This is a genomic window from Halomonas sp. TP35 (genome assembly GCF_052375975.1).
GTDB lineage: Bacteria > Pseudomonadota > Gammaproteobacteria > Pseudomonadales > Halomonadaceae > Vreelandella > Vreelandella citrativorans.
The window spans coordinates 62,020-86,457 of the sequence record NZ_JBQSUZ010000001.1 but is presented as its reverse complement, the minus strand read 5'-3'; the positions used below and the strand labels follow the sequence as shown (position 1 = coordinate 86,457).

Annotated in this window: 22 protein-coding genes; 3 read left to right on the top strand and 19 right to left on the bottom strand. The window is 53.0% G+C overall.

Annotation, left to right across the window (positions count from 1 at the left end; genetic code table 11):
- Positions 1 to 15: 15 nt before the first annotated feature.
- Positions 16 to 1,482 (bottom strand): sodium:proton antiporter NhaD, encoded by a 1,467-nt coding sequence (gene nhaD / locus ACT3RU_RS00405; protein WP_192526785.1) that lies wholly within the window; start codon positions 1,480 to 1,482, stop codon positions 16 to 18.
- A 412-nt stretch (positions 1,483 to 1,894) separates the two neighbouring features.
- Here nhaD and ACT3RU_RS00400 point away from each other — a divergent pair, with 412 nt between their 5' ends.
- On the top strand, positions 1,895 to 3,520 hold the full coding sequence (locus ACT3RU_RS00400) for a CapA family protein (protein ID WP_192526784.1): 1,626 nt from the start codon (positions 1,895 to 1,897) through the stop codon (positions 3,518 to 3,520).
- Between the two features lie 155 nt (positions 3,521 to 3,675).
- On the opposite strand, the gene glmS is transcribed toward ACT3RU_RS00400, so the two are convergent.
- The 4 genes from glmS to ACT3RU_RS00380 are packed head-to-tail and all read right to left on the bottom strand — an operon-like array spanning position 3,676 to position 8,856.
- Complete coding sequence (glmS, locus tag ACT3RU_RS00395; protein ID WP_087107062.1) at positions 3,676 to 5,505, bottom strand: glutamine--fructose-6-phosphate transaminase (isomerizing); 1,830 nt, start codon at positions 5,503 to 5,505, stop codon at positions 3,676 to 3,678.
- A gap of 46 nt (positions 5,506 to 5,551) precedes the next feature.
- Positions 5,552 to 6,922: a bifunctional UDP-N-acetylglucosamine diphosphorylase/glucosamine-1-phosphate N-acetyltransferase GlmU gene (glmU, locus tag ACT3RU_RS00390; protein ID WP_192526921.1), complete on the bottom strand. Its 1,371-nt coding sequence runs from the start codon at positions 6,920 to 6,922 to the stop codon at positions 5,552 to 5,554.
- Between the two features lie 5 nt (positions 6,923 to 6,927).
- The gene (locus ACT3RU_RS00385; RefSeq protein WP_225733708.1) at positions 6,928 to 8,046 is read right to left on the bottom strand and encodes an FAD:protein FMN transferase; all 1,119 of its coding nucleotides are present in this window, start codon (positions 8,044 to 8,046) and stop codon (positions 6,928 to 6,930) included.
- Positions 8,047 to 8,055: 9 nt separating this feature from the next.
- A complete protein-coding gene (locus tag ACT3RU_RS00380; RefSeq protein ID WP_192526783.1) occupies positions 8,056 to 8,856 on the bottom strand; it encodes an undecaprenyl-diphosphate phosphatase in 801 nt (266 codons plus the stop codon).
- Positions 8,857 to 9,052: 196 nt separating this feature from the next.
- On the opposite strand from ACT3RU_RS00380, the gene ACT3RU_RS00375 reads away from it, so the two are divergent.
- On the top strand, positions 9,053 to 10,246 hold the full coding sequence (locus ACT3RU_RS00375; RefSeq protein ID WP_192526782.1) for a cation diffusion facilitator family transporter: 1,194 nt from the start codon (positions 9,053 to 9,055) through the stop codon (positions 10,244 to 10,246).
- Between the two features lie 58 nt (positions 10,247 to 10,304).
- Positions 10,305 to 10,904, top strand: coding sequence for an undecaprenyl-diphosphatase (locus ACT3RU_RS00370; protein ID WP_192526781.1), 600 nt, complete (start codon positions 10,305 to 10,307; stop codon positions 10,902 to 10,904).
- Between the two features lie 11 nt (positions 10,905 to 10,915).
- On the opposite strand, the gene mgtE is transcribed toward ACT3RU_RS00370, so the two are convergent.
- The 14 genes from mgtE to mnmG form a co-directional block, all read right to left on the bottom strand.
- Complete coding sequence (mgtE, locus tag ACT3RU_RS00365) at positions 10,916 to 12,298, bottom strand: magnesium transporter (protein ID WP_087107050.1); 1,383 nt, start codon at positions 12,296 to 12,298, stop codon at positions 10,916 to 10,918.
- Positions 12,299 to 12,440: 142 nt separating this feature from the next.
- Positions 12,441 to 12,869 carry a F0F1 ATP synthase subunit epsilon gene (locus ACT3RU_RS00360; protein ID WP_087107048.1) on the bottom strand — a complete coding sequence of 143 codons (429 nt, stop codon included), beginning with the start codon at positions 12,867 to 12,869 and terminating at the stop codon, positions 12,441 to 12,443.
- Positions 12,870 to 12,893: 24 nt separating this feature from the next.
- The gene (gene atpD / locus ACT3RU_RS00355) at positions 12,894 to 14,273 is read right to left on the bottom strand and encodes a F0F1 ATP synthase subunit beta (RefSeq protein WP_087107046.1); all 1,380 of its coding nucleotides are present in this window, start codon (positions 14,271 to 14,273) and stop codon (positions 12,894 to 12,896) included.
- A gap of 73 nt (positions 14,274 to 14,346) precedes the next feature.
- On the bottom strand, positions 14,347 to 15,234 hold the full coding sequence (atpG, locus tag ACT3RU_RS00350; RefSeq protein ID WP_087107044.1) for a F0F1 ATP synthase subunit gamma: 888 nt from the start codon (positions 15,232 to 15,234) through the stop codon (positions 14,347 to 14,349).
- A 65-nt stretch (positions 15,235 to 15,299) separates the two neighbouring features.
- Positions 15,300 to 16,844 (bottom strand): F0F1 ATP synthase subunit alpha, encoded by a 1,545-nt coding sequence (atpA, locus tag ACT3RU_RS00345; protein ID WP_087107042.1) that lies wholly within the window; start codon positions 16,842 to 16,844, stop codon positions 15,300 to 15,302.
- A gap of 16 nt (positions 16,845 to 16,860) precedes the next feature.
- Positions 16,861 to 17,397, bottom strand: a complete 537-nt coding sequence (locus ACT3RU_RS00340; protein ID WP_087107040.1) for a F0F1 ATP synthase subunit delta — start codon at positions 17,395 to 17,397, stop codon at positions 16,861 to 16,863.
- An 11-nt stretch (positions 17,398 to 17,408) separates the two neighbouring features.
- On the bottom strand, positions 17,409 to 17,879 hold the full coding sequence (locus tag ACT3RU_RS00335) for a F0F1 ATP synthase subunit B (protein WP_087107038.1): 471 nt from the start codon (positions 17,877 to 17,879) through the stop codon (positions 17,409 to 17,411).
- 77 nt (positions 17,880 to 17,956) lie between these two features.
- On the bottom strand, positions 17,957 to 18,184 hold the full coding sequence (atpE, locus tag ACT3RU_RS00330) for a F0F1 ATP synthase subunit C (protein WP_018918432.1): 228 nt from the start codon (positions 18,182 to 18,184) through the stop codon (positions 17,957 to 17,959).
- 67 nt (positions 18,185 to 18,251) lie between these two features.
- Positions 18,252 to 19,079, bottom strand: coding sequence for a F0F1 ATP synthase subunit A (gene atpB, locus ACT3RU_RS00325; RefSeq protein WP_087107036.1), 828 nt, complete (start codon positions 19,077 to 19,079; stop codon positions 18,252 to 18,254).
- Between the two features lie 12 nt (positions 19,080 to 19,091).
- Positions 19,092 to 19,490 (bottom strand): ATP synthase subunit I, encoded by a 399-nt coding sequence (locus ACT3RU_RS00320; protein WP_087107034.1) that lies wholly within the window; start codon positions 19,488 to 19,490, stop codon positions 19,092 to 19,094.
- A 207-nt stretch (positions 19,491 to 19,697) separates the two neighbouring features.
- Positions 19,698 to 20,627 (bottom strand): ParB/RepB/Spo0J family partition protein, encoded by a 930-nt coding sequence (locus tag ACT3RU_RS00315; protein ID WP_192526780.1) that lies wholly within the window; start codon positions 20,625 to 20,627, stop codon positions 19,698 to 19,700.
- Positions 20,628 to 20,654: 27 nt separating this feature from the next.
- Positions 20,655 to 21,422: a ParA family protein gene (locus ACT3RU_RS00310; RefSeq protein WP_192526779.1), complete on the bottom strand. Its 768-nt coding sequence runs from the start codon at positions 21,420 to 21,422 to the stop codon at positions 20,655 to 20,657.
- Positions 21,423 to 22,103, bottom strand: a complete 681-nt coding sequence (gene rsmG, locus ACT3RU_RS00305; RefSeq protein WP_192526778.1) for a 16S rRNA (guanine(527)-N(7))-methyltransferase RsmG — start codon at positions 22,101 to 22,103, stop codon at positions 21,423 to 21,425.
- On the bottom strand, positions 22,100 to 24,004 hold the full coding sequence (gene mnmG / locus ACT3RU_RS00300; protein ID WP_192526777.1) for a tRNA uridine-5-carboxymethylaminomethyl(34) synthesis enzyme MnmG: 1,905 nt from the start codon (positions 24,002 to 24,004) through the stop codon (positions 22,100 to 22,102). Before mnmG ends, rsmG begins: the two co-directional genes overlap by 4 nt.
- Positions 24,005 to 24,438 lie beyond the last annotated feature (434 nt).

Sequence of the window (24,438 nt, the reverse complement as noted above, 5' to 3'; positions counted from 1 at the left end):
ATTAACACCCAACCGCTAGAACATGGAGGCGTTGATAAATAAGTGTGTCGCTACACTAGCGGCATAACCCAGAAAAATAGCCGGCACCCAGCGTAAGTGAACCATAAAGGTATAAATACCCCGTGCTTGGCCCATCAAGGCAACGCCAGCCGCTGACCCCATGGCGAGCAGGCTTCCCCCAACACCGGCGGTAAGCGTAATCAGTAGCCAGTTGCCTTCAGACATATCAGGCGCCATGGAAAGCACGGCAAACATTACCGGAATGTTATCCACCACGGCTGAAATCAGCCCCAACACAACGTTAGCCCAGATGGGATTCCAACTGCCGTAGAGCGTTTCAGACAGCAGGCTTAAATACCCCATAAAGCCAAGCCCGCCCACACACAGTACGACGCCGTAGAAGAATAGCAGCGTATCCCACTCAGAACGCGCGATACGGCTAAAGATATCAAACGGCACCACACTGCCTAACTGCTCCAGTTTCTTCCAGTCGCCCCGGCGTGAATAACGTACCCGCTTACGCTCTAACGAGCGCGGCAGGCTGCGCCGCAGGTAGTATCCAAAAAACTGCAATAGTCCTAAACCAAACATCATGCCCATTGCAGGCGGCAGGTGTAGAATCGAGTGGCAGAGTACGGAGATGGCAACGGTCAGCAAAAACAGCGCAATGATCCGGCGTGCGCCCCGCTTGAGCCAGACGCTTTCAGTAAGTGCTGCCGGTTGGCGGTTAACAATAAAGAAGTTCATGATGACCGCAGGCACCATAAAGTTAACGATAGCGGGTAATAACAGTACAAAGAAACCGCTAAACGGCACTTGTCCTGCCTGCCAAACCATCAACGTCGTGATATCCCCAAACGGACTAAATGCGCCGCCAGCATTGGAGGCCACCACCACGTTAACGCAGCACAGGCTAATAAACTTGTTATCACCTTCAGCCACTTTCAGGATTACCGCGCACATCAGCATAGCCGTGGTCATGTTGTTGGCTATCGCAGAAATACCAAATGCGAGAAAACCGGTAATCCAAAAAAGGCTGCGGTAGCTAAACCCTTTGCGCACCAACCAGGCACGCAATGCGTCAAATATACGTCGCTCTTCCATGGCGTTGATATAGGTCATCGCCACCAGCAAAAACAGCAGTAGTTCGGTGTATTCGAGCAACGTTTCCCGAAAAGCGATTTCTGCCTCTTCAGGCATACCGGCCTGCACATACACCCATGCCACGATGGCCCAAATAAGCCCCGCCGCTACCAGAACTGGCTTGGATTTACGCATGTGGAGAAGCTCTTCAGACATTACCAGAGCGTAGGCAAGTACAAAGATGCCGACACACGTAATACCGGCAAGAGAGAGCGTTAAATTCAGTGGACCTGCATCGGCATAAGAGAGAGAAGGAAAGACAACAGCACAGAGAGCAATCAACAACCAAGCGACCCGGCGAGCTGAGAGCCGAGGTGCAAGGACGTTTTGTGGTTTCATGACAGCGTGATCCTGACAGGTGTGGGGAGAGAGCGTGCCACCATGATAAGCACGCTAATAAACTGCTGCAACGCAGCGCTGACTCGCAAGGTGCGCCTAATTGTCGCACCTTATAACGCTGTTTTATAGGGCTTGGCCGCAGAAACTGAGTGCAACACCAGAGCTTTCCGCTAAGGTGTTTCTATATGTCATACATCGAACTCAGCATCTATAACAACGCCGGTGTTACTTAAGACAAGATGCTAGTGTGTGTAACGCCACCGTATTTTTATTTCTTGTTGTATCAATCGCTTGCATCGTTAATAAACACGCTCTCACTAACGCGATAGCCCGCTGGATAAGTACCCCCGTGTACTTAAAGAGCAGATACTCTCCTGTTAAAAAGACTATCAAGCAAAAAAGGAGCTCGCTGATGGATGCATATCTAGACAATATCCATGACATCTTGAAAAAACTTAAGGATTACCTTGAGGAGAATGAAGATGAGGTGCTCGCAACGCTGCAGAGCGCAGCACATGGTGACTTAGACATGCCCGAAACCATCACTCCAAAGGAAAAGGAGCTCTTTCGGGCGCTTTGCGGCTGGATGGTAGCAAAGAGGCCAACACAGATCCTGGCGATGCTTCAGCCACTATTGGCTGATCCTAACCTTTTAAGTAGAGGCATTACGCTTAATGATATTGAAAGCGTAATGCCTAAAGAACTGCCACCTAAAGATATTATCGACACAATTAAAACAAATAGGCGAGACTTAATCCGACAAGCACTTCTCCTGATAAGCTATATTTTCTACGATGAGTTCCACTACCCACAGCCTGAAACCGGCGTTTATGATATTTCAGAAAACTCCTTCCAAAAGCTCAAATGGCTTTACCGCTACTGGTTCAATCAACTTGAAGCTGCCGAAACCGGGTCGGGGTTAGAAGACTTTTTTGCGTCTCAGTTTCTAAACCTACGTTCTACAGAGGGGCCCTATGCAAGCGCCTCCGTATCATGCGCAGGAGATTTACTTGCTGTGGACGCACTGACCCCAAACAATACACAGCGTCTTTTTGATGATATCAATAGCTTCTACAGTACTGCCGACATCGTAAGCGCCAACCTGGAGGCCACCATTGATAAGAATAATACCGTGGGGCGTATCCAGTCTCCTGGCCAACCCGCGCGCATGAATACATCTGAGGCAATGTTCCAGAAGTTTCGCAACGAAGCCAAAATCAACTATTTCAGCACGGCAACCAACCATGCCATGGACGGGGGCGTAGAAGGCATCAAGGAAACCCTGAAAGTGCTTGAAGATTCAGAGGCCTACTATTCCGGCACAGCCACTAGCCAAGCTGACCAGGATGATGTCGTCGTGGTTAATAAAAATGGCATCAAGATCGCCTTGCTGGCATATACCTTCGACCTCAATGGTTACGAAAAAGATATTCCCGCCGATATGCCCTATCTGGTTAATGTCGTTCGATTCAATGATGCAGATCCAGCACCTGATTACTCACTTATTGAGAAGCAGGTCGTGGCAGCGAAAGCGAAGGGCGCGGACTGGATTATCGCCTACTGCCACTGGGGGTGGGAGTTTGAGATGTACCCCCATGAGAATATCAGGAAAGCCGCTCATAAGGTGATTGACTGCGGCGTTGACACGATTCTTGGCAATCACGCCCATGTCAGCCAGCCAGCGGAACTTATCCCGCGCGAAGGCAAGCAAGATGCACTGGTGGTTTACGCGTTCGGTGACTTCGTCAGCTATCACCCGGAAAGCCGCAATTCAAAGCTTGCCTATATTGTTAAATTCGACATTGTGCAGGTCTACGATGCTATAGAATTGGCAAACCTTAAAGCCTTACCCATCTATATTGCCAATGCAAAACGTGATGATGACAGCTACGACTGCCGTATCGTCAAATTCCATGACGTTCTGAAAACCCCGGATGAGTACGGCCTAACCGAGCTGGAGAAAAGCCAGCTGCCGCATTTGGAAGAAAAAGTGTGGCACGCGGTACTCTCGCCACTTTCGAGGCTCGGTACGCGTTAGAAGCGAACGAAAACGTAGAATAATAGGCGGGTAACACTGAACGTCATGCTAACCAGCGAACCATTCTCGCTCCTAAAGGCTGGACACTTCATCCAACCTTTAGGGTATTGCCGTAAGAGCCTTCAACGAACCATTTGATACCAGGCGGTAGTGGTTTACTCGACCGTCACGCTTTTCGCCAGATTACGCGGCTGATCAACATCGGTGCCTTTAAGTACTGCAACGTGGTAGCTCAAAAGCTGGAGAGGAAGTGTATATAAAAGCGGTGCCAAGGCTTCGTGAATATGCGGCAGCTCAATGACCCGGATATTGTCATGCGGCTTGATACCCACGTTCTCATCGGCAAATACAAATAGCTGGCCGCCCCTGGCACGGACTTCCTGCAGGTTGGATTTTAGTTTTTCCAACAGGTCGTCATTGGGTGCGACGGATATCACCGGCATCTCGCTATCTACCAGCGCCAGCGGGCCGTGCTTAAGCTCACCAGCCGGATAGGCTTCTGCGTGAATATAGGAGATTTCCTTAAGCTTAAGCGCGCCTTCCAGCGCAATCGGGTAGTGCGCACCACGGCCCAAGAAAAGCGCATGGTGCTTTTCAGCAAACGCCTGGGAGAGCTGCTCAATCTGACCATCCAGCATCAATACCTGTTGGCAGATATCAGCAAGCGAATGCAGCGCCTTCACAATACCCACATGCTCTTCCTGCCCCTTCGCTTTGCTAATCGCCAGCGTCAGAAGCAATAGTGCCACCAACTGAGTGGTAAACGCTTTGGTGGAGGCAACGCCAATTTCCGGGCCTGCACGGGTCATCAGTGTCATATCTGATTCACGCACCAGGGAGCTTCCCGGTACGTTGCAAATAGCCAGCGAGCCGACATAGTTCAGGGTCTTGGCAAAACGCAGTGCCGCCAGCGTGTCAGCGGTTTCACCCGACTGGGAGAGCGTTACGAACAGCGTATCGGCAGGTACGACCGGATGGCGGTAACGATACTCGGAGGCCACCTCAACCTGTACCGGCACGCCTGCATAACGTTCAAGCCAGTAGCGGGCCACCATCGCCGCGTGATAACTGGTGCCACAGGCAATGATATGGACCTGGCGGGTTTTCTGAAAAAGCGCTTGAGCATCAGGGCCAAAGCTCTCGACCAACACACTGTCCGCGCTCAAACGCCCTTCCAGGGCCGCCTCAATCACGGTGGGCTGCTCGAAGATTTCTTTAAGCATGTAATGGCGGTAATTGCCTTTGCTGGCAACACCATCGCCATGCTCAAAAACATGTACCGACCGTGTGACTGAGCTGCCATCTTTATCGACAATCCGGATAGCACCCTTTTCGCTCAGCTCGACCACATCGCCTTCTTCCAGATAAATAAAGCGATCCGTTACTTGTAGCAAGGCAAGTGGGTCTGAGGCTAAAAACGCTTCACCCATACCCACCCCCACCACCAGCGGGCTTCCCTGGCGTGCACCTACGACTACGCCCGGCTCCTTAATACTCATAACGCCCAGCGCATACGCACCGCCCAGGCCGTTCACAATTTGCTGGGTTGCCTCAAACAAGCTGAGACCACCCTGCAACTTGTCTGCCAACAAATGAGCAATGACTTCGGTGTCGGTTTCCGAGCTAAACGTATAGCCACTTGCCTGCAGCGTCTCTTTTATATATTCGTAGTTTTCAATAATGCCGTTATGCACCACGCTGACGCAGTCACCGCTATGGTGCGGGTGGGCATTGGCTTTTGAAGGTTTTCCGTGAGTTGCCCAGCGCGTGTGAGCAATCCCCGAAGCTCCCGGCAGCGGCGCACTATTCAGCTCACTCTCAAGGGCTGCGACCTTACCAACTGCGCGATGACGAGTGAGCTGGTTATGATCGTTCAACACCGTCATGCCCGCTGAATCGTAACCGCGATACTCCAGGCGCTTAAGCCCTTCCAACAGTATGTCTTGCACGTTACGTTGCGCTACAGCAGCGACGATGCCACACATAAACCGTTCTCCCAGGATAAATTAAAGGTATCGATGTACCACTCGTTTACTTGCCAGCTTTAACAGGACGCACCCAATCGGCCTTTTCCAGCTGCTTGCCTCGCGTCACCGCTAAGGCATGCTCACGGACATCTTTTGCAATGGTGGATCCAGCGCCTATGGTCGCGCCTGCCCCTACGGTAACCGGAGCCACCAGTGCGCTGTTAGAGCCAATAAAGGCATGGTCGCCTATCTCGGTGTGATGTTTGTTAGCGCCGTCATAGTTACACGTAATCGTACCGGCACCTATATTAACGTCGCGCCCCAAGCGTGCATCGCCAACATAGCTTAAGTGGTTAATTTTGCTACCCTCGCCTACCTCGGCGTTTTTGGTTTCTACAAAATTCCCCACCTTGGCGTTAACCGCCAAGCGCGTCCCCGGGCGCAGGCGCGCATAAGGGCCCACCAGGTTATGGCCAGCCGTCTTTGTTTGATCAATAACAGTGTGACTATCAATGATGCTTTCAGCACCGATAGTGCTGTTTTTGATCACACAGTAAGGCCCTACACTAACGCCATCACCCAGCGCCACGTCACCTTCAAAAATGCAGCCCACGTCAATAAACACATCGTGACCACAGGTGAGGCTTCCGCGCACGTCGATCCTTGTAGGATCAGCCAGTGCCACGCCCTGTTCCATTAGCAGGTCCGCTTGGCGCGCTTGGTAAACGCGCTCTAACCGCGCCATTTGGGCACGGTTATTAACCCCTTCTACTTCAACGGCGTGAGCTGGCTGCTCGGTGCAGACTTTAATCCCCTCTTTAGCCGCCATTTCGATCACATCAGTCAGGTAGTATTCACCCTGAGCATTGTCAGCAGAAAGTTTAGGCAACCAACGCGCCAGTTGGGCACTGGTCATCGCCATGATGCCGGTGTTGCATTCGGTGATGGCACGCTCGGCGTCGTTGGCATCTTTTTGCTCTACAATCGCCACTGCATCGCCCGCCGCATTACGCACAATACGGCCATACCCCGCTGGATCCTCCAGCGTAACCGTCAGCAACCCCATCTGTTGTTCGTTCACATGGGCCAAAAGCGCTGTCAGCGTTTCGCTTTGAATGAGCGGTACGTCGCCATACAGTATCAAAACATTGCCATCACCAAGTTCCTTCAATGCTTGAGCGGCGGCGTGCCCCGTGCCTTTCTGCTCTTCTTGCACGGCAAACGTGACGTTTTCATCCGCCAATGCGTGACGCAGCTGCTCAGCGCCGTGACCAATGACGACCTGCGTGCGTGCAGGGCTTAGGCTCGCCGCTGTTTCCAGCACGTGCGACACCATGGGTTTGCCCGCCAAGGAGTGAAGCACCTTCGGCATTTGTGAGCGCATCCGCGTGCCTTTACCCGCTGCGAGAATCACTACATCAAGCGCTTTTTGCATTCTCATTACCCTTCTTCTGCGTGACGCACGTTAGGAGACGCCCACTGACCAATACCGCTTTCATTGATGAGTTCTTCGCCAAATTCATCAACAAAAGCAGGGCTTGCAATACTTTGCCACTGGTCGCCATCACGGATCAGCATTAATACACTCAGATTCTGCGCAACGGCCACTTCCATACCCGTATCGCTGTCTTCTACCAATAACGCGGTGGCCCAGGCATCGGCCCAGGCATTGGATGGATGGAAAACCGATACCGATGCAAGGTTATGCGAGACAGGCCGCCCAGTACGTGGATCAATGGTATGTGAAAAGCGCTGCCCATCAGCCTCAAAGTAATTGCGGTAATCCCCAGAGGTCGCTACCGACATATCGTGAAGAGGCACAATATGCTGTGCTTGTGGCGCGCCGCTTTGCGGCGTTTCAATACCTACGCGCCAAGGCGTCTCTTGATCATCACGATAGCCGTGCGCCAGCATATCTCCACCCAGGTTGATTAAATAACCCTGTATCCCTTGCTGGTTTAGGTATGCTGCCACGCGGTCGGTTGCATGCCCCTTGGCGACACCGGAAAGATCCACATAAACGTCACGCTCACGGCGCGCCTGCATGGCCTGAGTATCGATCGCTACAGCATCAAAGCCTACTTCGGCCAAGCGCTCGGCCAACTGCTGTTCCGAAGGGACTTCTTTCGGGCGAGCCTCAGGACCAAAACTCCATAAATTGACCAGACCACCAACGGTCGTATCAAACGCGCCGTTACTTTGTTCAGACACCGAGCGGCTTATCGCCAGTACTTCAATTAGTTCGTTGGAAAGTGGCTGCCACTCATTGAGCGGTGCCTGGTTAAACAGGCTTAGTTCAGAGTCATCTTTATACGTCGACATGGACACATCGACACGTTCAAGCTCTTCCAAAAAACCGGCTTCCAGATCGCTGGCCTGCTCCTGGGTTAACGGGTCACTAATGGTTACCTGATAAAACGTGCCAAAGATACCGCCCTCTAAACTGACTGGCGACTCCAAAGGGCGATCTTTTTCCGAACAGCCAACCAGTAGTAACAGCGACATAACGCATACCGCTTTTACTGTTAACCGTGTTGATTCAGGCATAAATAGGGTCATGAGCTTACTCTAAACGTGAAAAAACCAGAGGAGCCACGCACCAAACAGTACGCGATAAACAACAAAAGGCTGCATCCCCATTTTTTTAATAATAACGAGGAAATAGTGAATACACAGGTACGCGATAGCACCGGACAATAGCGTTCCGGCCGCCATGGATAGCCAATCGACTGACTGGGGCTGATGTAAAAGTTCAACAGCTTCTAACCCACCGGCTAATACGATCACCGGGATGGAAAGTAAAAAGGAAAACCTCGCAGCCCCTTCACGACTCATACCTACCAGAAGGGCGGCTGTGATGGTAATCCCTGAGCGTGATGTGCCAGGAATGAGTGCCAGTGCTTGGGCGCCACCAATGATCAGCACATCTTTTAGCTGCATTTGGTATTCACTGCGAGTACCGCGTTTTTTCCAGTCGGCGTACCCCAGTAACAGGCCAAAGCCAATCAGGCTGAGCGCGATGATAACCGTGGAGCGCATATACACCGAGATAACATCACGAAGCAGAAAACCGATGATACACACAGGTAGCGTGGCAAGCGTGACCCAGATCGCGAGCTTGGCATCTTTATTGATCCCTCGGCCACGCAGCGCTGCCAGGCTGCTCGCTATCATTTGCCAAATTTCATGCCGGAAATAGATCACCACCGCGCTTAAGCTGCCCAAGTGGAGTGCGACATCAAAAGCAAGCCCTTGGTCCTCCCAAGAGGTTAATACGGGTACTAAAATCAAGTGCGCCGAGCTTGAGACAGGTAAGAATTCCGTTATCCCTTGCACAGCGGCAAGTACCACTATTTGTAGCCACTCCATGGGTCATCCTATACATCAAAAGGGTGGTTGAATGACAATGGCGCATAAGGATACACCTCCATTAGGGGATTGTCCGCCATGCCTACCATCGTTTTGCATTGCGTATTAGCCTACTTAGAAGTAAAGGGCTTAAGAGATCATATTGCAGTGCGCTACAATAATGCTTTATTGAAAGCGCTCCCTTGTCAGGTATTCCATGACTCAGACCGTTGAAACGCCAGTGGTTCCCAACCACGAGCTAGATAATCAGGAAGCCAAGCGCGTCACCTATATAGGTGCCTGGTTGGATAGTGTGCTTAGTATTGTCAAAGTGGCGGTAGGTTTTTGGGTGGGTTCTGCCGCACTGATTGCGGATGGCATCCACTCGCTCTCTGACTTAATCACCGATGGCTTTGTACTGGCCGCCATTCATTACGGGCGTCAGGAACCCGACAATGACCATCACTATGGTCACGGGCGCATCGAAACACTCACTACACTGCTGTTGGGTAGCGTACTGATCTTTGTGGCAGGCGGTATTGCCTGGTCAAGCCTGGACCGCTTGTTTAGTGGCACAGAAGTCACCGCGCCTGGCATCGTGGCGATTGTGATTACGTTTATTGCGCTGATCAGTAAAGAGTGGATTTTTCGCTACACCATGCGCGTCGCCAAGCGGGTAAAATCCAAGCTGTTGGAGGCTAATGCCTGGCACTCTCGTAGCGATGCCCTTTCTACTGCGGTGGTACTGGTCGCACTGATTGGCGCTCAGTTTGGATTGGGTTGGCTGGATGCCGTCGCTGCCATTGTGGTTGGCCTGCTCGTAGGCAAGGTTGGCTGGGATTTACTGTGGGAATCTGCGCGGGAATTAGTCGATACCGCACTGCCTGAAGACACCCAACGCCAAATGCACGACGTAGCTTGTAGCGTACCAGGCGTGGATAGCGTGCATGACCTTCGCACTCGCCAATCAGCAGGTTGGGTAATGGTGGATTTGCATGTCGTGGTCGGGCCTAAAATCACCGTTTCAGAAGCCCATGAGATAGGTAATGAGGTCAGCCGCCGTTTACGTCATGAGTTTCCGCTACTCACCGATGTTATTTTCCATGTTGACCCTGAAGATGACGCTGGAGAAGGAGACCCCAGCCGAATGCCCGGCCTGCCACTACGTCCGGAGGTTGAGGCCGCGCTTGATCAACGCTGGTACGCGCATCCAGTGTGGCGCACGTTAAACGAGCTTCAACTGCACTATCTGGATGACAAGGTATCCGTATCGCTGATTATCGGCGATGCGGTACATCAGCCCCCGCAATGTTTGGCTAGCCAGCTCAAAGCGCTCGCCAGTGATATCGAGTGGCTCGGTCATGTGGAAGTCATGTTTATCACCCGAGCGGCCAGTAGCGCGATACGCTAGCCGTTCGATAAACGCCAAATACTCAACCACCTGACGGGCCTTATGGTTTCAGTACGTAATGAATACGCTTAACCTTACCTTGTTTGAAAGGCTCAACGCCGCCGCTGGCACCCCTGAGTGGCTGGTCATGTTTGCTCATGGGTGCGCCGTTGAATTGATGTGGCTACTACCTGCGTTACTGATAATCGGCTGGCTGCGTGGCGGTGAACAGCTCAAGCAGCCACTGCTGGAGGCGCTGATAGCGACACTGCTGGCCTTAGCGATAAGTGGCATCATCGGGGTGCTATGGCCTATGCCCCGGCCCTTTGCCGTACCGGTAGGCACCACGTTGATGGCCCATGCGCCAACCCCGGCCTTCCCCAGCAATCATCTAACGATCATTCTGACCATGGCCTTTAGCTTGATGCTGCACCGCTACACCCGACGTATCGGCAGCCTTCTTCTGCTCATGGCCATTCCCGTTGGCTGGGCAAGGATTTTTTTGGGCGTCCACTTCCCCCAGGATATGGCAGGCGCTGCCCTTTTGTCAGCCGTTATGGCCGTGCTGGTGGGTATCAACCGCGCCTGGCTAGTGCTACCGGTTTATGAGCACGTCGCCAAGCGCCTTTATCACTGGCTGTTCGCACCGCTTATCCGCCGTGGCTGGGTGCAGCGCTAGCCGGCTGTTCTCTATAAGCTAGTAAGAATTGCCGTTGCAATAGAGAAGTAAATCAATACCCCGGTGGCATCAATCAAGGTGGTGACCAGCGGCGCAGAGGCAGCTGCCGGGTCGACCTTGAAGCGCTCCAGTACAAACGGCAGGCACATGCCCAGCAGGCTGCCAAACAGTACGATAGTGACCATACTGAGGGAGACGATAATAGCGACTTCGTTGCCTGCACGCAGTATCCCGATGGGAGCGACGGCGATGGCCATGGTCAGCCCCAGGGAGCCAGCTACCAACAGCTCTCGGCCGAGCATTTTACTCCAGTCCTTAACGCCTACATCACCGGTTGCCATACCGCGAACCATCAGCGTTGCCGCCTGAGCGCCTGCGTTACCGCCACTACCAATCAACAAGGGCAGGAAGAATACCAGCGCCACCTGGGCGGCAATAATATCTTCAAAGTGAGCAATACCCGCACCGGAAAACAGGTTGGCAAAGACCAGTACTACCAGCCACGTCACCCGTTTACGGTACAGGCTCCACAGCGATACACGGCTAACGCCATCTTCCAACTGGCCAATCGACATCCCCTTGTGGATATCTTCGGTGGCTTCCGACTCTGCCACGTCCATCGCATCATCGTGAGTAACGATACCCACCATACGGTTTTCGGCATCAATCACCGGCAGCGCCAAGAGGTCATAACGAGCCACGATGCGAGCTACTTCTTCCTGCGCTTCATCCACGGCGGTGCTGATCACATCCTTGATCATGATGTCGTCAACCAACGCGCCGGGCCTGGCAATCATCAGCTGACGCAGGGACATCGTGCCAATCAGCCTGCCATCGTTGTCCAGGATATAGAGCTGATAGACCGTCTCTGCATCCGGAGCAGTCTGGCGTACGCGCATCATTGCCTGAGACACCGTCATGCCACTGGCTATTGCCACATAGTCAGAGGTCATAATGGCGCCTGCAGTGCCTTCCTCGTAGCCTGCTAGCCGCTTGAGATCTTCCCGCTCCTGATGTGCCATGCGCCGTAACAGCGCTTCTCGGCGATCTTCATCCAGAAGATTGAACAGGTCCACCCGTTCGTCAGAGCCCATCTCTTCCAACAGCTTAAGTACCTGGGTGTCCTTTAGCTCACCCACGACTTCCAGCTGGCTTTCACCTGGCAGGTAGCCAAGCACATTAGCGGCGCGTTCTGTAGAAAGTATATCGAGCACTGAAAGCGCTGCGGACAGCTCTTCGTCCTCCTCGATAAGCTCTTCAAGCACCTCACCAATATCTGCCGAACGAATTTCGGCCAAGCGTTCGGATAATAGCTCTCTTTTCGGTTCCTCTTTGACCAGCTCGTCAAGCAGCTCGGTTTTTAATTCCTGCAAGATTTCATCGTTCAATGACATCGCGTTCTCCTTCTCTGCAGACGAGTCAGTGCTGACAAGCATTATGCTACTAAATGCTTATGACAAGTGTACCAGACAAAAAAAACGCCCCTTAAACCCTAACGGGTTCAAGGGGCGTTTTATTCACGCTTACCGCGTAGTGTTAGCCTTTACCTGCCTTTTTGCGCAGCTGCTGGATCGTACGCAGCTGTGCAACGGCTTCGGCAAGTTCAGCGGAGGCACGGGTATAATCCAGCTCCGATGACTTCTCATTAAAGGCTTTCAGCGCTTCCTGACGCGCTTCTTCGGCAGCGGCCTCATTGAGGTCGCTGGCCCGCGTTGCGGCGTCTGCCAGAATCGTAACGACATCCGGCTGGACTTCCATAAAGCCACCCGAGACAAAGAAGTTCTCTTCCTTGCCATTGTCGTGAATGACACGAATCGGGCCCGGCTGAAGCTCCGTCAGTAACGGGGCGTGACCCGGCAAAATACCCAGGTCACCCATCATCCCGGAAGCAACTACCTGCTCAACACTGCCTGAGAAGATAGATGCCTCTGCGCTGACGATATTGCAAGTGAAGCTATTCGCCATAGCGAATCCCCCTAATGGACGGGATTACTTCTTCATCTGGTTGGCTTTTTCGACCGCTTCGTCGATGGAGCCGACCATGTAGAAGGCCTGTTCCGGCATATCGTCATACTCGCCATTGAGGATGCCCTGGAAGCCACGGATAGTATCTTTCAGAGAAACATACTTACCGGGTGAGCCAGTGAATACCTCGGCAACGAAGAATGGCTGCGACAAGAAACGCTGAATTTTACGCGCCCGAGAAACGGCCAGCTTGTCTTCATCAGACAGCTCGTCCATACCCAGAATGGCGATAATATCCTTCAGTTCCTTGTAACGCTGCAGTACGTTCTGTACGCCACGAGCAACCGCATAATGCTCATCACCCACCACCAGCGGATCCAACTGACGAGACGTTGAGTCCAGCGGGTCGATGGCCGGGTAGATACCTAGCTCAGCAATGGAACGGGCCAGTACAACGGTCGCGTCCAGGTGCGAGAAGGTGGTTGCCGGAGACGGATCGGTCAAGTCATCCGCCGGTACGTATACCGCTTGTACGGAGGTGATTGAGCCTGATTTCGTCGAGGTGATACGTTCCTGCAGAACACCCATCTCTTCAGCTAGCGTCGGCTGATAACCTACCGCAGACGGCATACGGCCAAGCAGTGCAGATACTTCTGTACCGGCCAGGGTGTAACGGTAAATGTTATCGACGAACAGTAGAACGTCGCGGCCTTCATCACGGAATTTTTCAGCGATGGTCAGACCGGTCAGCGCAACGCGAAGACGGTTACCGGGCGGCTCGTTCATCTGACCGTAAACCAGCGATACCTTATCGATAACGTTGGATTCGGTCATTTCATGATAGAAGTCGTTACCCTCACGCGTACGCTCACCTACACCGGCAAATACGGAATAGCCGCTGTGCTCGGTGGCGATGTTGCGGATAAGCTCCATCATGTTAACGGTTTTACCAACACCCGCACCGCCGAACAAGCCAACCTTGCCACCCTTGGCAAACGGGCAGACCAAGTCGATAACCTTGATACCGGTTTCCAAAAGCTCGTTAGAAGCTGCCTGGTCGGCATAGCTGGGTGCTTTACGGTGGATCGGCATACGCTCTTGCTCACCGATCTCACCCGCTTCATCAATCGGCTCGCCGAGTACGTTCATGATACGACCCAGCGTTTCCTTACCTACCGGTACGGAAATCGCGGCACCTGTGTTGGCTACGTCCAAGCCACGCTTTAAGCCCTCAGTGGAGCCCATGGCAATGGTGCGTACCACGCCGTCGCCCAACTGCTGCTGGACTTCGAGGACAGTCTCTTTCTCAGAGACCTTCAGCGCGTCGTAGACCTTGGGCACAGAGTCCCGCGGAAACTCTACGTCAATCACCGCGCCGATGATTTGTACGATACGTCCGCTCATCTTGGTTCCTCTCAAAAACCTGCAAATGAAACCTGTCTGCCGGGAGCCGCTTTATTGGGCAGCTCCCTAGGCGTTATACGGCTGAAGCGCCGCCGACGATCTCAGAAATTTCCTGGGTGATGGCGGCCTGACGGGCCTTGTTGTAAACCATCTCCAGATCGTCGATCAGGTTGCCCGCGTTATCAGTGGCACTCTTCATAGCGATCATCCGGGCGGCCTGTTCGCACGCACCGTTTTCGACTACCGCCTGATACACCTGCGATTCGATGAATCGAACCAACAGGCTGTCTAGCAACGCCTTGGCATCCGGTTCATACAGGTAGTCCCAGCTTTCGGGACGGGCGTTTTCTTCGTCATGTTTAGCGTCTGCGCCCATATCAGGCGACAGAGGAAGAAGCTGACGCACAACCGGCCGTTGCGTCATGGTGTTAACGAATTCGTTGTACACCACGTACAGGCGATCAAGACGTCCTTCATCGTACGCTTCGAGCATGACCTTGATACTACCGATCAGACCCTCGACCGTGGGTGCTTCACCTAATCCGCTCTTGGCTGCAATCAAGTTGCCGCCATAGTTACGGAAGAAAGCACTGCCTTTCGCGCCAAGGGCACAGAAGTCCAGCTCAGCGCCTTCCTGGCTCCAGACACGGGCATCTTTCACCACGGCCTTGAACAGGTTGACGTTTAAGCCGCCGCACAAACCGCGGTCGGTAGACACCACAATGTAGCCTACGCGATTCACCTCGTTACGCTCGATCATGTAATCGTGGCGATATTCGGGGTTAGCGTCAGCAATGTGGCCTACGACGTTGCGAATCTGCTTGGCATACGGCTGGCCAGCCTTCATCAGATCTTGTGCTTTACGCATTTTCGATGCAGCCACCATTTCCATGGCACTGGTGATCTTCTGCGTATTTTTGATGCTCCCGATCTGGGTGCGTATCTCTTTTGCAGCTGCCATAGCGATCTACCTTTCGTTCGTGACTCTCAGAAAGTAGGCAAGCCCGCCCACAGGCGGGCCGGACATTACCAGCTCTGAGTCGCCTTGAACTTCTCGAGACCCGACTTCAAGCCGTCTTGAATCTCGCCGTTGTAGTCGCCGGTCTGGTTGATTTTGTCGAGCAGATCGCCGTGTTCAGACTTCATGTAATCGTGCAGGGCACGTTCGAAGTCCAACACTTTATCGACGCTCACATCATCCATGTGACCTTCGTTAGCGGCGTAGAGAGACAGCGCCATTTCTGCAACCGACATCGGCGAATACTGTTTCTGCTTCATCAGTTCGGTGACGCGCTGACCGTGTTCAAGCTGCTTACGGGTCGCTTCGTCAAGGTCAGAAGCGAACTGCGAGAACGCAGCCAGTTCACGGTACTGAGCCAAGGCCAGACGAACACCACCACCTAACTTTTTGATGATCTTGGTCTGGGCAGCACCGCCCACGCGCGATACGGACAAACCTGCGTTAATCGACGGACGAATACCGGAGTTAAACAGGCTGGTTTCCAGGAAGATCTGACCGTCGGTGATCGAGATCACGTTGGTCGGAACGAACGCAGAAACGTCGCCACCTTGGGTTTCGATGATCGGCAGCGCGGTCAAGGAACCGGTTTTGCCCTTCACTTCACCGTTGGTGAACTTCTCAACGTAGTCGACGTTGACACGTGCCGCACGCTCAAGCAGACGCGAGTGGAGATAGAACACGTCACCGGGATAGGCTTCACGGCCTGGCGGACGACGCAGCAGCAGGGATACTTGACGGTATGCCACTGCCTGCTTGGAAAGATCGTCATACACGATCATCGCGTCTTCGCCACGGTCACGGAAGTACTCACCCATGGTGCAACCGGAATACGCGGAGAGAAACTGCATCGGAGCCGGATCGGCAGCGCCCGCAGCAACGACGATGGTGTGTTCCATCGCGCCATGCTCTTCGAGCTTGCGCACAACGTTGGCAATGGTCGACTGTTTCTGACCAATGGCAACGTAGACACAGGTAACGCCTTTGCCTTTCTGGTTGATGATCGCATCAATGGCAATGGCAGTTTTACCGATCTGACGGTCACCGATAATCAGCTCACGCTGACCACGACCGATCGGCACCATGGCATCGATGGATTTCAAGCCGGTTTGAATCGGCTCATCAACCGACTGACGGGTAATAACGCCAGGCGCTACTTTTTCTACCGCGTCGGTCATTTTAGCGTTGATATCGCCTTTGCCGTCGATGGGGTTACCCAACGCATCAACAACACGGCCAATCAGCTCAGGGCCAACCGGTACTTCAAGAATACGACCGGTGCATTTCGCGGTCATGCCTTCTTCAAGCAGCAGGTAGTCGCCCAGGACAACAGCACCTACGGAGTCACGCTCCAGGTTAAGTACCATGCCAAAAACGCTGTTAGGAAATTCAATCATTTCACCAAACATGGCGTCTTCGAGGCCGTGAATTTTCACGATACCGTCGGAAACACCTACGATGGTGCCCTGATTACGAGCTTCAGATGCGACGTCAAGCTTCTCAATTCGCTGCTTGATGATGTCGCTGATCTCGGAAGGATTCAATTGCTGCATGCCATGTCCCTCAGACTCAAGCGGTTAGCGCTTCGGAAAGGCGGTTCAGTCGACCACGTACCGACCCGTCAATGACGGTATCGCCAGCACGCAGGATGACACCGCCGATGAGCGACTTATCTACCTGAGTAGTAATGGAGATTTCGCGATTCAGACGTTTCTTGAGCGCGTTGGATAGCTTGGTCTTTTGTGCGGCTGTCAGTTTATACGCTGACGTTACCATTACCTCTACACGCTGCTCGTGTTCAGCGCGCAGGCGCTCAAACTGTTCAGCGATAAAAGGCAGAACCATTAAACGGTCCTGGTCAGCCACAGCCTCCAAAAAGCGAGACAGTGCATCACCCTGCGGTTCTGGAAGCATCTCAACCAGAAGGGCAACTTTCTTTGCATTCTCGATTTTGGGGCTACCCAGCAGACGTCGAGCGTCGCTATCGGCCACAACAGTGCCCAAAAAACCCAGCGCCTGTGACCAGCTATCAAGCACATCATTATCACGCGCGTGTTCAAACGCCGCCTTTGCGTAAGGACGAGCGACGGTAAGTAATTCCGCCATAATTCACCTCCTTACAGTTCGGCAGCCAGCTTATCAAGCAGCTCGCGATGCGCATTTTCATCGACAGAAGCTTCCAATACACGCTCAGCGCCGATGATGGCCAGATGAGACACCTGGGCACGTAACTCTTCTTTCGCTCGATTTACTTCAAGCTCGATTTCAGAGCGTGCGCCCGCCATGAGACGTTCACCTTCTGCGCGGGCCTGCTCGCGGGCTTCTTCGATCATCTGAGCAGAGCGCTTATTGGCTTGCTCAAGGATCTGTGAAGCTTGTTCCTTGCTTTCACGCAGCGTCTGTTCTGCCCGCTCTTGAGCTAGCTCAAGATCACGAGTAGCACGGCTGGCTGCATCCAAGCCATCAGCAATTTTTTTCTGACGCTCGTTAAGCGCGTTGCTGATCGGAGGCCACACGTACTTTATGCAAAACCAGACAAAGATCGCGAAGGCGATCGTCTGCCCGATAAGCGTCATGTTGATATTCACAGGGATGTACCTCTGACAAGTTCGTGGCGACCGGAGTGAAACAAAACCGAGCGGTTAACCGCCCGGTAAAGCAATCATTAACCGGCAACAACGAAGATCAGGTACATCGCAATACCAACACCGATCATCGGTACAGCGTCCAACAGACCTGCCATGATGAAGGTTTTGGTTTGCAGCTGGTCGCCCAGCTCCGGCTGACGTGCAGTAGACTCAAGCAGTTTGCCGCCCAGAATAGCGAAGCCAATACCAGTAGCCAGTGCGCCTAGACCGATGATGATGGCAGCCGAAAGATAAACCATTTCCATGATGTTGCTCCTGAGTTTAAGTTTTGGTTAAGGGTTGTGGGTTAATGAAAGCGTTAGCGTTGCTTGGTTAGTGGTGTTCGTGCGCCGCGCTCAAATAAACGATGGTGAGCGTGGTAAAGATAAAGGCCTGTAGCGTGACGACCAGGATATGGAAAATTGCCCATGGCACATCCAGTACCCAAATGGCCCAAAACGGCAGCATAGCAATCAAAATGAAGATAACTTCACCGGCAAACATGTTACCGAACAGTCGCATGGCCAAGCTGAACGGCTTGACCAGTAGCGATACAATTTCCAACACCAGGTTGAAAGGAATCAACGCCCAGTGATTAAACGGGGTCAGGGAAAGCTCTTTGACAAAACCGCCAACGCCTTTCACTTTGAAGTTGTAGTACAGAATCAGGCCAAATACGCCCAACGCCATGCCTAGCGTGGCATTTACGTCGGTAGTAGGTACAATTTTCATGTAATCCACACCGAGCTTGCTAAACAGTACCGGGAAGTAATCGACTGGAATTATCTTGAGACTATTCATCAGCAGTATCCAGACGAATAGCGTAATTGCCAGCGGGACAATATGCGGATTACGCCCATGGAACGTTGAGCGCGTCAGGTTGTCGATAAACTCGACCACCATTTCAACCGCGTTTTGCAGACCGCCTGGCACGCCAGTGGTCGCGGCTTTTCCCGCCTTACGGAATACCCAGAGAAACAGTACCCCCATAGCGATTGACCAGCCCATGGTATCCAAATGGATCGCCCAGAAGCCCATTTCGCCCGCTTCTTGAGCTGAATGCGCCAGCGACCAACCATTCACCGGGTGATGCCCAAAGGTCAGGTTCTGCAAGTGGTGCTGGATATAATAAGTCGTCGAGACTTCGTTTCCTGCGGCCATAGAGATATCACCTCAATAAAGTGTGCGATGTCTGCGCATAAACAACGGCGTTAGCCCATGCATCAGAACAATCGCCACATAAGCACTAAAAAAGAAAGCGGGGTTTGAGGGGGGCACTACTACGAACACTGCGCTAAACAGTGCCACCGTCAAACCAAACTTGCCTCCTTCGGCACGAAACAAATGAACAGCGCTGCGCGATGTTCGCTTACTGTGCAATATGCCCATTCGCTGTATAAAAAAAGCATGGGGTAGCAAGGCCACCAGCGCACCTGTTACCACGGAGAAAACGCCCGGCATGCGCGCTATAGGGTAGACCATCAACATGCCGACTACCGTCACGATTAGCTGTGCGGTAAAAAGCCGGATGACATACGCCTTCCTGCGCTGGGTTTCAACACGTTCTACCATTGCCCAGCACCCTGCCAGCGAATGGTTGCTTAGGCTGTTGATAAGCAACCTGCACAAATCTTGCGCGATTATAGGGAAGCGCTATCACACCTTCAACCGAAGTTGCTCGTATTTAACGTGTTTAAGGGACAACTTGCGACCAAAGGGTAAAAATTAGCTGCTTTTTAATGTTTTCTTAATAAGCCTGCTATTTAATTAATAAGCAGCCTATTTAATATGCGCCAGTATTCCGTCGAGTTCATCAAGGCTTGTATAGCGGATGGTCACTTTGCCTTTACCCCGATTACCATGGTCAATTGAAACGGGTGCGCCAAGCAGTTCCCCTAGCTGTGTTTCTAGACGCGAGACATCCGCCGTTTTATTTGGCCGACTTGGCGTTTTTTCAACGCTTTGGCTGGCCTGTACCTTTTTAACCAACGCTTCGGTGGACCGCACGGTGAGATCGTTATTCACCACTTCATGAGCCACTTGGCGCTGCTGAACGCTGTTAAGTGATAGCAACGCACGTGCATGGCCCATATCCAGGTCACCTCGCTCTAGCAGCGTTTGGACTTCTGGATCCAGCGCCAGCAAGCGCAGTAAGTTGGCGACCTGAGTGCGGGATTTACCGACCGCGTCAGCAATCTGCTGCTGGGTTAATTCAAACTCATCACCCAGCCGTTTAAGCGCCATCGCTTCTTCGATGGCATTGAGGTTTTCACGCTGAATATTTTCAATCAGCGCCAGTGCCAAGGCAACTTCGTCACTTACCTCACGAATAACCGCGGGGATAACGTCGAGCTCGGCCAGCTGCGCTGCACGCCAGCGCCGCTCACCAGCAATAATTTCATAGCGATCTTCGCCAATAGGACGCACCACAATAGGCTGCATAACGCCCTGGGCACGTATAGAATCGGCAAGCTCTTCAAGCGCTTCTGGCTGGATATCACGCCGCGGCTGATACTTGCCACGGGTTAATTGGCCAAGCGGAAGGCGCTCCAAACGCTCAGGAGCCACATCCGAGGCCACCACCACGGATGACACCTCATCATGGGCTTCCGACGTAGAGCTACCGGTAAGTTCCAGGCTGTCACGGCGACGAGCGCCCGCACCAATTAGGGCATCCAGGCCACGTCCTAGCGCGCGTTTACGCGTCATTCGCTTTCCCTCGTACGGATCAATACGTTATAGCGATAGTCGACGAATCATCTCTTTTGCCAGTACGCGGTACGCCTGGCTGCCTCGTGAGAAGCGGGCATATTGCGTCACGGGTATTCCGTGGCTTGGCGCTTCAGCCACTTTGACGTTGCGCGGGATCGTCGTCTTGATCAGCGCATCGCCAAAGAAGTCTCGCAGTTGCTTGTCCACTTCCCGCGTTAGGCTGGTGCGCTTGTCGTACATGGTGCGCAGGATACCGGCAATCGCCAAATCAGGATTAACGCTTTGCTTGATCTGTTCAACGGTATCCAGCAGCGCTGACAGTCCTTCCAGCGCGTAAAACTCGCACTGCAGCGGAATAAGCACGCTATCCGCTGCGGTCAGCGCATTAACGGTCAGCATGTTGAGCGAAGGAGGGCAGTCAATCAGCACCACATCGTACTTCCCAGCAACCGAGCCAAGCGCCGTAGTCAGGCAGCTTTCGCGCTTATCAAGATCCAGCAACTCGACTTCCGCAGCGGTCAAGTCACCGTTACCCGGCAGAACATCATATTTGACCGGCAGATCGCGCACGATGGTATCGGTGGCTGTTGCATCGCCGAGCAGTACATCCAGAACGCTTTTATCGAGTTCGTGTTTATCAATACCACTGCCCATGCTGGCGTGCCCTTGAGGATCAAGGTCCACCAACAGCACTCGACGATCAAGAGCAGCAAGGCTGGCCGCCAGGTTAACGGCTGAGGTGGTCTTGCCCACGCCGCCTTTTTGATTGGTCAGGGCAATGATCTGGCTCACTTACTCAACTCCTTCCTGGGGTTCAGAATCAACGTTCAGAATCAACAGCTGTCGCTCGGCCGTATCGAAGGGCACTTTTAGCAGGTGACGTGTTTGCAGTCGAATGCCGCTGGGCAGTTCACGCAACTCATCATCAGCACCTGGGCCTTTCATGGCCAACCACTGTCCGTTCGCTGTGGGTAGTTCACGGGTCAGGGTGACAAAGTCCACCAGGCTTGCGAACGCGCGTGAAATTACCTGATCAAACGGCTGGTCACTAAACGTCTCCACCCGCGCCTGGCTTGCAACCACGTTTTTTAGCCCAAGCTCCATTATAGCCTGACGCTGAAAACGGACTTTTTTGCCATTGCTATCCAACAGCGTAACGGACAGCGCCGGATCAAGGATGGCCAGCACGATACCAGGAAGGCCTGGCCCCGCTCCCACATCCAGCAATCTGGGGCCATGCACATAAGGCGCGACAGCCGCACTATCCAGTACGTGACGTGCCACCATATCATCAATATCGCGAACAGCCGTGAGGTTATAAGCCTTGTTCCACTTGTGCAATAGGGCGACAAACCCAAGCAGCTGTTCACGCTGGCTTGCCGTTACCTTTAAGCCGAGCTGCGCTAACCCATTATCGAGTCGAGCAGCGACGCTCGCAGGCAAGCTGCTTACCAACACTGTTAATCCGCTCATCCGTTAGCGACCTCGGGTGAGGCGATCAGGCGACGCTTTTTAAGATGCACCAGCAAAATAGACACTGCGGCCGGTGTTACGCCTGAAATACGCGCCGCCTGGGCCAGCGTTTCAGGCCGCACGTCGGTCAGCTTCTGACGAATCTCATTGGAGAGCCCTTCCACCCGCTGGTAATCCAGGTCGGCGGGAAGTGGCATTGCTTCATGGCGCTTAAGCTTATCAATTTCATACTGTTGACGTTCGATATAGCCTTCGTACTTCGCCTGTATCTGTACCTGTTCGGCAACGGCTTCGTCATTGATAACGCCGCTTTCCAGACCCGGCAGTTCAGCAAGGTCCGCATAATTTAGCTCTGGGCGCTTGAGAAGATCGCTCAAACGATACTCGCGGGAGAGCGGTTTGCCGGTTTTTTCAGCAATTTTTGCAGCAGCCGGGCTGCTTGGCTGAATCCAAACACTGGCTAAACGCGCGGTCTCCAGCGCAATCGCTTCGCGCTTTTTACTAAATGCCGTCCAGCGCTGGTCATTCACCAAGCCTAACTCACGGCCTTTTTCAGTCAACCTCAGGTCGGCGTTATCTTCACGCAGCAATAATCGGTATTCCGCCCTGGAAGTAAACATACGGTAAGGCTCTTTGGTGCCCATCGTGATCAGGTCGTCCACCAGCACGCCAAGATAGGCCTCGTCACGACGTGGATACCAGGCATCCTGCTGCATGGCACGCCGCGCGGCGTTGAGCCCGGCCAGCAGGCCTTGAGCGCCGGCTTCCTCATAACCTGTCGTGCCGTTGATCTGCCCGGCAAAAAACAGGTTGTGGATAAATTTGGTTTCCAGTGAGTGTTTTAAATCCCGGGGATCAAAGAAATCGTACTCAATGGCATAACCTGGCCGCGTGATATGCGCGTTCTCCAGCCCTTTAATCGAGCGTACTACCTGCAATTGCACATCAAATGGCAGCGAGGTCGAGATGCCGTTGGGATACAGCTCGTGGGTATCCAAACCTTCAGGTTCAATAAAGACCTGGTGGCTCGATTTATCGGCAAAGCGATGAACCTTGTCTTCAATCGATGGGCAGTAGCGCGGACCCACGCCTTCAATCACGCCGGAGTACATCGGTGAACGATCAAGATTCGCCAAAATCAGCTCATGCGTGCGCTCATTGGTGTGCGCAATATGACAGCTGACCTGCTGAGGGTGCATATCCCGCGAACCAAGGTAGGACATGACCGGCGTTGGCGTATCGCCAGGCTGTTCTTCAAGCTGGGAGAAATTCACGCTTTTGGCATCAATGCGCGGTGGCGTGCCGGTTTTGAGCCGGTCAACCCGAAACGGCAGGGCACGCAGACGCTCAGCCAGGGCATTTGAGGGTGGATCACCTGCTCGACCGCCGCGACTTTGATCCAAGCCGATGTGAATCACACCACCTAAAAACGTACCCGTCGACAGCACAACGGACTCGGCATAAAAACGAATACCGGTCTCCGTCACGACGCCACGAACCGTATCGTTATCCACAACCAGATCACCAGCCGCCTGCTGGAAAATCGTTAAATTTGGCTGGTTTTCCAACATGCCGCGGATCGCTGCTTTGTAGCGAACGCGGTCTGCTTGAGCACGTGTGGCACGTACAGCCGGTCCTTTTCGAGCGTTTAATACCCGGAACTGAATGCCGCCTAAATCCGTGGCAAGCCCCATCGCCCCGCCTAGCGCATCGATCTCTTTCACCAGATGGCTTTTGCCAATGCCGCCAATGGCAGGGTTACACGACATCTGACCCAAGGTCTCGATGTTGTGCGTGAGCAGCAGGGTCTGACAGCCCATACGAGCAGAGGCCAGTGCGGCTTCAGTTCCCGCATGGCCACCGCCGATGACAATCACGTCAAAGCGGTCGGGGTAATTCAAGAGACACCTCGTCTTGCGCCAATTGGCACGAATGATGTGGCCGTTTCGTCAGTTTCAGACGTGTCGGCGTAGTTAAACAAGCCCGCCAGTATAAACCCCCTGTGGGTAACCGTCAGGTTTTTCCACATCTCACACGCCCAGTCACTATTTATTAATAACAATATATAAATAAATAAGAGAAGTTCTGTTAATGCTGTAATTATTAGTGTGGACAGTTTCTGTGCATAACCCAATTATATTTATAAAATTCAACTTGTTAAAATGTTGGTATTTGCGTGGTTAAGCAGCGTATTACCTGAGTAGAAACGGTGCAGGCCCTGTGGATGGAAGTGCTACTTACCCACAGCACCACAAAACCACGTCTTATCCACCTGCTCATACCGACGTTGTTACCGCACCTGTGAACACACCAAAAAAGCAGTGTCTGGCAACCT

What these genes read in the sequence shown, in the direction of transcription:
- nhaD (WP_192526785.1), bottom strand. Translation starts at nt 1,482, where the DNA reads ATGAAACCACAAAACGTCCTTGCACCTCGGCTCTCAGCTCGCCGGGTC.
- ACT3RU_RS00400 (WP_192526784.1), top strand. Translation starts at nt 1,895, where the DNA reads ATGGATGCATATCTAGACAATATCCATGACATCTTGAAAAAACTTAAG.
- glmS (WP_087107062.1), bottom strand. Translation starts at nt 5,505, where the DNA reads ATGTGTGGCATCGTCGCTGCTGTAGCGCAACGTAACGTGCAAGACATA.
- glmU (WP_192526921.1), bottom strand. Translation starts at nt 6,922, where the DNA reads ATGCAAAAAGCGCTTGATGTAGTGATTCTCGCAGCGGGTAAAGGCACG.
- ACT3RU_RS00385 (WP_225733708.1), bottom strand. Translation starts at nt 8,046, where the DNA reads ATGACCCTATTTATGCCTGAATCAACACGGTTAACAGTAAAAGCGGTA.
- ACT3RU_RS00380 (WP_192526783.1), bottom strand. Translation starts at nt 8,856, where the DNA reads ATGGAGTGGCTACAAATAGTGGTACTTGCCGCTGTGCAAGGGATAACG.
- ACT3RU_RS00375 (WP_192526782.1), top strand. Translation starts at nt 9,053, where the DNA reads ATGACTCAGACCGTTGAAACGCCAGTGGTTCCCAACCACGAGCTAGAT.
- ACT3RU_RS00370 (WP_192526781.1), top strand. Translation starts at nt 10,305, where the DNA reads ATGAATACGCTTAACCTTACCTTGTTTGAAAGGCTCAACGCCGCCGCT.
- mgtE (WP_087107050.1), bottom strand. Translation starts at nt 12,298, where the DNA reads ATGTCATTGAACGATGAAATCTTGCAGGAATTAAAAACCGAGCTGCTT.
- ACT3RU_RS00360 (WP_087107048.1), bottom strand. Translation starts at nt 12,869, where the DNA reads ATGGCGAATAGCTTCACTTGCAATATCGTCAGCGCAGAGGCATCTATC.
- atpD (WP_087107046.1), bottom strand. Translation starts at nt 14,273, where the DNA reads ATGAGCGGACGTATCGTACAAATCATCGGCGCGGTGATTGACGTAGAG.
- atpG (WP_087107044.1), bottom strand. Translation starts at nt 15,234, where the DNA reads ATGGCAGCTGCAAAAGAGATACGCACCCAGATCGGGAGCATCAAAAAT.
- atpA (WP_087107042.1), bottom strand. Translation starts at nt 16,844, where the DNA reads ATGCAGCAATTGAATCCTTCCGAGATCAGCGACATCATCAAGCAGCGA.
- ACT3RU_RS00340 (WP_087107040.1), bottom strand. Translation starts at nt 17,397, where the DNA reads ATGGCGGAATTACTTACCGTCGCTCGTCCTTACGCAAAGGCGGCGTTT.
- atpE (WP_018918432.1), bottom strand. Translation starts at nt 18,184, where the DNA reads ATGGAAATGGTTTATCTTTCGGCTGCCATCATCATCGGTCTAGGCGCA.
- atpB (WP_087107036.1), bottom strand. Translation starts at nt 19,079, where the DNA reads ATGGCCGCAGGAAACGAAGTCTCGACGACTTATTATATCCAGCACCAC.
- ACT3RU_RS00320 (WP_087107034.1), bottom strand. Translation starts at nt 19,490, where the DNA reads ATGGTAGAACGTGTTGAAACCCAGCGCAGGAAGGCGTATGTCATCCGG.
- ACT3RU_RS00315 (WP_192526780.1), bottom strand. Translation starts at nt 20,627, where the DNA reads ATGACGCGTAAACGCGCGCTAGGACGTGGCCTGGATGCCCTAATTGGT.
- rsmG (WP_192526778.1), bottom strand. Translation starts at nt 22,103, where the DNA reads ATGAGCGGATTAACAGTGTTGGTAAGCAGCTTGCCTGCGAGCGTCGCT.